Origin of the sequence: Sodalis sp. (in: enterobacteria) (assembly GCF_047607725.1) — a bacterium.
Lineage (GTDB): Bacteria > Pseudomonadota > Gammaproteobacteria > Enterobacterales > Enterobacteriaceae > JBLKSS01.
The window spans coordinates 2,729-10,265 of record NZ_JBLKSS010000022.1 but is presented as its reverse complement, the minus strand read 5'-3'; the positions used below and the strand labels follow the sequence as shown (position 1 = coordinate 10,265).

Sequence of the window (7,537 nt, the reverse complement as noted above, 5' to 3'; positions counted from 1 at the left end):
TGCCTGCCCCGTGCGCGCCTGTACCGCACGGGCAATGGCTTCCGGCAAAAAGCCCAGCGTGTGAATGCCGTTACCGGCACGCCGGCTTTGCATAATGCGCGTGGCCCACAGCGAAAAACTCAACTGACGCGCCGGGCTGTTGTTCATCTCCTGCACCACGGCTTCACGCAGCGCCGCGTCTTTGACCTCAAGGAGTTTGCGGATCATTGTCTGGTCAACACCGAACGCCGCCGCGCCGGGGTGATAGGACCAGCCCACATCCGGCGTCATTTTTACCTTGCCATCATCAAAGGTGGTAACGGGGGTGGTGACGATTTCCCCACTACGCTTATCGACACCCGCCTCTGCCTCATGAGTGTGTAGCTGACCGGCCTCTTCCGTAACGCGCAGGCCCAACGCATTCAGTCAGCGTTTTGACAAGGCGCGTACCCGGCAGCGGCAGTTAAACCCGTTGGGCGGGTAATGACTTTGCCAGAAGGGGTGATCGTAACGAAAAACCTTGCCATGCAGGGCGGCATGTGAGGGCCGGGTGCGGCTATCCCCGACGGCGACATACTGCCAGTAGGGATAAAGGTCTGCGGTAGCCATCATCTGTGCATAGCGGCCGGCATTATAGGCTACGCGGGTATTGACGTTATATATCGTCGCCAGGCGTCGGGCGCTGCCCAGTTGCACGGCTTCGGCATTGCCCTGGCTGTCCACCACGACCTGTTTCCCCCACCATCCGAGCTTTTGCAGCCGGGGCGTCAGCGTGTTGATAAAGTCCTGCCGGGATATTCCCTCGGCAATGGCCCGGTCCACTTCGTCACGGATCGCACACAGGACGTCCAGCCGCGCCGCCTTGGCGACGGTAAACATCCGGGCGCGGCCTATGAAGGGGATCAATCCAGCCTGGCCGCCAACCGGGAAACCTACCGCACACGGCAGCATGCGGCGCTAGCGCTTATCAACGCCATCGACGGCCTGTCCTGCCTGCCGCCCGCGGGGGTGTTTTACCTGTACGTCAACTGCGGCGGCGTGATAGGCAAGCGCAAGCAGGACGGCACCGCGCTCGAAAGCGACGGTGACGTAGTGCTGTATTTGCTGGAGAACGCCGAGGTGGCGCTGGTGGCCGGCGCCGCTTACGGGCTGTCGCCGTATTTCAGGATCTCCATCGCCACCGACCTCGACACCATTGAAACCGGTATCGCGCGCATCGCGCGGGCGCTGTCGCAGTTAACATAACGGAATCGTCGCCTATGTCTTTATCCGCCACGCCATCAGGGACGATGACCGGTCAGCCGGACAGTTTCCGTTCCTCGCTGCTCGCGATGCTCGGGATTTCGCTGGTGATGTTGCTGTCGTCCCTGGAGCAGACTATCGTCGGCAACGCGCTGCCGAGTATCGTCAGCGACCTGCAGGGTTTCAGTCTGTATGCCTGGGTCGCCACCGGTTATCTGCTGGCCAATATGGTGGCGATCCCCATTCCGGATGCTTGGGGGACTACTTTGGCCATAAACCGTTTGTGTTGGCCTCAACGGTGGTGTTTACCCTGGGATCTGTGTGATGCGGCCTGTCCACCAGCATGCTGGAGCTGGTGGTGGCCCGCGGGCTGCAGGGCATCGGCGGCGGCATGGTGATAGGCAGTGCGTTCGCCTGTATTCCCGAATTGTTCCCCGATACCCGCCGGCGACTGCGCTGGCAAATTATCCTGAGTATGATTTCAAGCGTCGCCAACGCGCTGGGGCCGGTGCTCGGCGGTTACCTCAGTAGCCATTATGGCTGGCGCTACGTGTTTTATTTGAACGTGCCGCTGGGGGGCGTGGCGCTGTTTTTCGCCTGGTGCTTTTTGCCGGCTTTCGCGCCGCCGACCAGCGGTCCGCCGCAGGTCGACTGGCCCGGGGCGGTGCTGGTGGCCGCCAGCCTGATTTCACTCCAGTTGCTGGTGGAGCATTTACCGCTGGGCACTCACGGCCTGAGCCTCCTGCTGATGCTCGTGTTGCTGGTGTCGGCAACAGGCCTGCTTTGCCGGGAGCGGCGCACGGCCGATCCCCTTCTGCCCGGCGCGCTCTTCACCCACCCCGCCCTGCAAAAGCTCTACTGGCTGGCGCTGCTGGCGGGGGGCGCCATGTTCTCGCTGCTTATCTATCTGCCCCTGCTGTTCCAGGGCGGCTACGGTTTCAGCCCGGCGGATGCCGGCGTATTGATTACCCCGCTGGCGCTGTGTATGACGCTGGGGTCAATAGTGAATGGCCGTATTGTTACCCGGCTGTCCAACCCGGCGCTGATGCCGTTTATCGGCTTCAGTTTATTGCTGCTGGCCAGTCTCGGCTATGCGCTGGTCGGCACGCGGGCGGGTTTTGCCACGTTGCTAACGCTTACCATCATGGCCGGCTGCGACTTGGGCTTCACCATGATCAACTTGACGCTGTTTACCCAAGCGCTGGCGCGGCGCAAGCATATGGGGATCGCCACCGCGCTGCAAAAATCGCTGCGGCTGGTGCGGGCCCTTATCGCCACGGCGGTGGTGGGCGCGATGGTGAAAGGGTGTTACCACTTCTTGCTGTTGCGCCTGTTCCGCGCGCGCGGGTTGTCCGCCCACTCCGGGGCGTATCTCGATCCGCAGGTGCTGATGCAGACCCACGCCGGCGAGCCGCTGGCGCAGTGGTTGCCCCTGGCACTGATGCAGGCGGTGTCGTTGAGCCTGCTGGTGGTTGCGGTCCTGGCGGCGGCCTTGATTATTTTGCAGCGTTTGCCCGCCATTGGGCTCAATCCCCACGGCGCCGATGCCCCGCAAGCGCCGCCCCGCGAGTGATGCGCGCGCTATTATGCTCACAGCGCCGTCCGGGCCGTTGACACACAACAGGAGTGATGATGCTGTATGCTTTAGTTCTCACCAGGTCGACGCCGACGCGGACTGCTGGATAGCCCCCGGCGCCGTGGTGGCCGGCCAGGTACGGCTGGCGGCCGACGCCAGCGTCTGGTTTCATGCCGTGATACGCGGCGATAATGACCGCATTGACATCGGCCCGCAGAGCAATATCCAAGAGGGCGCGGTATTGCATGCCGATCCCGGCGCGCCGCTCACCCTGGGACGCGGCGTCACGGTCGGGCATCAGGCGATGCTGCACGGCTGCACCATAGGCGACTACAGTTTGATAGGGATTAACGCGGTGATCCTCAACGGCGCGAAAATCGGCCGCCACTGTCTGATAGGCGCGAACACGCTGATTACCGAAGGTAAGGTGATCCCGGATCATTGCGTGGTGTTCGGCTCGCCGGCGCGGGTGATACGCGAGGTAAGCGAGGCGCAACGCCTGGAGATGATCGCCACCTGCGCTAACTATGTCCGCCGCGCGCGGGAGTATCGGACGCAGTTGCGCGAACAGAGGTGATCCCCGCCGCCCACGCATCAGGCATGCCGGCACGGCCGGCGGCCGCGGGGATTGTTCCCTCCGCTACGCCCGCCTGAACGCCCCCGGTGCGCCGGCAGGGCCGACGCCCGCGCGGTTTCCGGCACCCGTCTGGGGTGCCTTTCTCCTTGGCGGGACCGCCACTCTTGCAGTTGCCGCGGCACCGCGGCGCCTATGATTATTGTTGACGCGGCGGCGCGGGCGCCAATTCCGGCCGTGCCCAGCTCGGCGGCAAGGTAATCCGAGGCAAAATCCGCCAGGCGCGAATGGGCGCTGAATGCCCCCACCGCCCAAATAAACACCGTCAAACTCAGCACGCAGTCGATATCTTCACTGCTTGTTAGCAGCGCCCTTTGAGCCTTTCGTTGAGCGCGTGAAGACCTATCTCGGCGAGCGCATCAAAGAGGTGCGGCTCACGCATCGCTTGACCGATACCCCCGCGGTCATCACCACTGACGCCAATGATATGACGACGCAAATGGCCAAACTGTTTGCCGCCGCAGGCCAAGCCGCGCCGGAGATCAAATATATCTTTGAACTGAATCCGGAGCACCCGCTGGTAAAACGCACCGCCGATATGGCCGATGACGGCGCGTTTGGCGAATGGGTAGAGCTGCTGCTGGATCAGGCGTTGCTGGCCGAGCGCGGTACGCTTGAGGATCCTAACCAGTTCATCCGCCGTATGAACCAACTGCTGAACGCCTAACGGTAGCACGGCAAATCCCCCGACTAAGGGAGGATTTGCCACCTTCTCTGCGGGCGGAGAATAGCCGCGACGAGCCTCGGCCGCGCGAAGCACGCCTCCTACCTACCTCCACAGGCAGTTTTCCCTGGCCGCCAGGCGCTAAAAGTTTCTCTATGCCATGATATTCCCGCGCCGCCAGAACGGTTTTACGTTATGATCGGATGCGCTAGCGGCGGGCCGTTTTCCTCAGGCAAATCCGAAAGCCGCGGACAACCGCCGCCAACGATATCGGTTGCTTGAGGAATGCGTGCCGGTAGTGGTATGGTTTATCGTTTTTTTTCAGATTTTAAAATACTTTTGGATTAGCAAGGGGATTGACGCAATGCGTATCATTCTGCTGGGCGCTCCGGGCGCTGGTAAAGGCACTCAGGCACAATTTATCATGGAGAAGTACGGCATTCCGCAGATTTCCACCGGCGATATGCTACGTGCCGCGATGAAGGCGCAATCCGAACTCGGCAAGCAGGCCAAGGCGCTCATGGATGCCGGCAAACTGGTGACCGATGAGCTGGTGATCGCGCTGGTCAAAGAACGCATTAAACAAGATGATTTCTGCAATGGGTTCCTACTGGATGGGTTTCCCCGTACCCTTCCCCAGGCTGATGCCATGAAAGAGGCGGGTATTGCGATGGATTATGTGCTGGAGTTCGCGGTGTCGGATACGCTTATCATCGACCGTATCGTCGGTCGCCGGGTGCATGCGCCTTCGGGCCGGGTTTACCACGTGAAGTTCAACCCGCCCAAACAGGAGGGCAAGGATGACGTCACCGGCGAGCCGTTGACCACCCGCAAGGATGATCAGGAGGACACCGTACGCAAGCGTCTGGTGGAATACCATCAACAGACCGCGCCCCTGATCAACTATTACCGTAAAGAAGCGGATGCAGGTAATACCCGCTATTTCACGATCGACGGCACCCGCAATGTGAACGAGGTTAGCGCCGAGCTGGCCGCTATCCTCGGCTGATTCATCGCCGGATTTTTCGCCGTTCTTGTCCTCGTCAAGCAGCGGCCTGTGCGGAAACGGTGACCGACACCGATAGCCTGCGCGCCGGGCGGCCCGCTGTTCTCGGTTGCCGCACGGGCCTGAATGGCCGCTACGGCGATGAACCTCTTCACCGTGTGGGCCGTTGATATCGGCCGACGCGAGGACGGCAGTGACCCTGCCGGGCGATTGTCTTGCTTACCGGGCGGATCTCGGGAACTGGCCGGCGCCGGGCACGGCGGCGGTATTGCTTATGCACGGGCGCGGGCCGTAAGTCGGATGCGTCAGCTGCGGAGAGTGCCGTCGTCATGAGCAGCTAGGCGCTTGCCTGGGCGTTTTGCTGGCGACGCGCTTTCCTACGTCTTACCCTTGAACGACGTACTCTCACCCAACGACCCTCGTACGGTGCGCCCGCGAAGGAATGACGCCATCGCGAACGACACCCCTGCGCGCCGACGACGCGCCCGAGTACGCTGCATCAGACATCACCTATTGCAATGATAATGGATGATAACCATTCTCAAAGCCCGCTTTTCCGCTACAATACCTTCTCCGATAGCGGGTTTAACCCTGATAAATCCATGGGGTTAGCGCCAGCGACGAACCGATAAGGAAACGGCAATGAGGCAGGAAAAATACGGCGTATTGATGGTCAATCTGGGCACGCCGGAAGCCCCCACCCTCAAGGCGGTCAAGCTCTATTTGGCCGAATTCCTCAGCGACAGGCGCGTGGTGGATACGCCGCGCGCGTTGTGGTTACCGCTGCTGTACGGCGTTATCCTGCCGTTGCGTTCGCCGAGGGTGGCCAAGCTGTATCAAAGTGTCTGGATGGAGGAGGGTTCACCGCTTTTGGTTTACAGCCGTCGTCAGCAGCAGGCGCTGGCCGCCAGCCTGCCGGATGTCGTGGTGGAGCTGGCGATGAGCTATGGCCAGCCGGCGCTGCCGCAGGCGCGGCTTCTCGCCCAAGACATCACCCGGCTTATACATCCTGCCGCTGTATCCGCAGTATTCCTGCTCCACCAGCGCCGCGATTTGGGATGCGGTGGCGCGCAGCCTGATGGRTTACCGATGCTTACCGTCCATAAGCTTCATTCGCGATTACGYGGCGCATCCGGCGTATATTGCCGCGCTNNNNGNNAGCNNNGCNCANGCGTTTGCCCGGCACGGCAGRCCGGATCGCCTGGTGCTCTCTTTCCACGGTATACCGCAGCGCTACRCCGAAGAGGGAGACGATTATCCGCAGCGGTGCGATGTCACGCGCCAGGCCCTGGCCACGGCGCTGGATTATCCGGCCGAACAGGTGCTGATGACTTTTCAGTCGCGTTTCGGMCGCGATCCCTGGCTACTGCCCGCCACGGATGAAACGATGAAAAGCCTATCGTCGCAGGGGGTGAAGCGGGTGCAGGTAATTTGCCCCGGTTTCGCCGCCGATTGCCTGGAAACGCTGGAAGAGATCCAGGYACAAAATCGGGAAATATTTGAACATGCCGGCGGCAGCGCGTTCCATTATATTCCGGCGCTGAACGACGATGCGGCCCATGTGGAGATGCTGCGTCAGCTCGTTATGGCGGAGCTGCGATAACTGTTACTCGACGTTTGCGGCCGCAGACGGCCCGTGTTTGCGGCTGCCGAGCTTTCCACCTGCGGCCGCCTGYGCGGCCTTAGACCGCGCAGGAGGGCTGCAGGGGCGTTTGCTCCATTTCCCGCTGCAGCAGGGCAATCATACTGTTGGCGATTTCCCGCTCTCCCATTACCACCTGCGTGGCGCCGCGCTCGGTGATGTAGTCCATCTCATCGTCGTAGTGCGCGCGAACGATGATGGTCAAATCGGGATACTGTTCGCGCGCCAGCGCCACAATTTCTCCCGTCTTGAAACCGTTGGGAATGGTCACGAGCAGCCAGCGGGCGGTGTCCAGCCGCGCCAGCGCCATAATCTCGGCCCGGGCGGCGTTGCCCAGCACCACATTGACCCCCTGATCACGCAGCGCATCCACGCGGGCGCGGGTATTTTCCACCACCACCATCGGCACGCCCGCCTGCAGCAGCTTTGCTCCGATCAAGCTGCCCACGCGGCCATAGCCCACCAGCAGCGCGTGGTGGCTTATCGACGGCGGTAGTGGGGCATTCTCCTCCTGCTGTGGTTCGCGGGCATCGYTTTCATTATCGTAGCGCGTCAGATAGCACTCCAACAGGGCGAACATCAGCGGATTGATCATGATTGACAGAATCGCGCCGGCCAGGACTAAATGGCGCCCTTGTTCGGAAAGCATATTGAGCGCGATGCCCAGACCGGCCAGAATAAACGCGAATTCCCCGATTTGCGCCAGGCTCACGGCGATGGTCAACGAGGKGCGCAGCGACAGRCCGAACAGCTTGACCAGCGCGAAGGCCGCGGCCRATTTTCCCAGCAAGATA

Annotated in this window: 5 protein-coding genes and 4 pseudogenes (1 of these 9 only partly in view); 7 read left to right on the top strand and 2 right to left on the bottom strand. The window is 61.6% G+C overall.

The features are described 5' to 3' along the window. Positions 1 to 864, bottom strand: a pseudogene (locus ACMX3H_RS02655) (phage minor head protein); the annotation flags it as partial. Between ACMX3H_RS02655 and ACMX3H_RS02650 the strand changes: the two are divergent. The 7 genes and pseudogenes from ACMX3H_RS02650 to hemH all read left to right on the top strand — a co-directional run bounded on the left by ACMX3H_RS02650 (position 766) and on the right by hemH (position 6,704). Continuing rightward, positions 766 to 1,224: an aminotransferase class I/II-fold pyridoxal phosphate-dependent enzyme gene (locus tag ACMX3H_RS02650; protein ID WP_415209703.1), complete on the top strand. Its 459-nt coding sequence runs from the start codon at positions 766 to 768 to the stop codon at positions 1,222 to 1,224. The pseudogene ACMX3H_RS02655 and the gene ACMX3H_RS02650 overlap by 99 nt on opposite strands. A gap of 14 nt (positions 1,225 to 1,238) precedes the next feature. Then, the gene (locus tag ACMX3H_RS02645; RefSeq protein WP_415209702.1) at positions 1,239 to 1,619 is read left to right on the top strand and encodes a hypothetical protein; all 381 of its coding nucleotides are present in this window, start codon (positions 1,239 to 1,241) and stop codon (positions 1,617 to 1,619) included. After that, entirely contained in the window at positions 1,565 to 2,794 is a 1,230-nt protein-coding gene (locus tag ACMX3H_RS02640; protein WP_415209701.1) for an MFS transporter, read from the top strand. The genes ACMX3H_RS02645 and ACMX3H_RS02640 overlap by 55 nt, the downstream gene beginning before the upstream one ends. Positions 2,795 to 2,921: 127 nt before the next feature. After that, a complete protein-coding gene (locus ACMX3H_RS02635) occupies positions 2,922 to 3,374 on the top strand; it encodes a gamma carbonic anhydrase family protein (protein ID WP_415209700.1) in 453 nt (150 codons plus the stop codon). A gap of 373 nt (positions 3,375 to 3,747) precedes the next feature. Then, positions 3,748 to 4,098 (top strand): annotated as a pseudogene (locus ACMX3H_RS02630) (molecular chaperone HtpG); the annotation flags it as partial. A gap of 361 nt (positions 4,099 to 4,459) precedes the next feature. Then, the gene (adk, locus tag ACMX3H_RS02625) at positions 4,460 to 5,104 is read left to right on the top strand and encodes an adenylate kinase (RefSeq protein ID WP_415209699.1); all 645 of its coding nucleotides are present in this window, start codon (positions 4,460 to 4,462) and stop codon (positions 5,102 to 5,104) included. A 639-nt stretch (positions 5,105 to 5,743) separates the two neighbouring features. Further along, a pseudogene (gene hemH / locus ACMX3H_RS02620) lies at positions 5,744 to 6,704 on the top strand (ferrochelatase). A 79-nt stretch (positions 6,705 to 6,783) separates the two neighbouring features. On the opposite strand, the pseudogene ybaL reads toward hemH, so the two are convergent. Beyond that, positions 6,784 to 7,537: pseudogene (ybaL, locus tag ACMX3H_RS02615) on the bottom strand (YbaL family putative K(+) efflux transporter) (it continues 931 nt past the right edge of the window).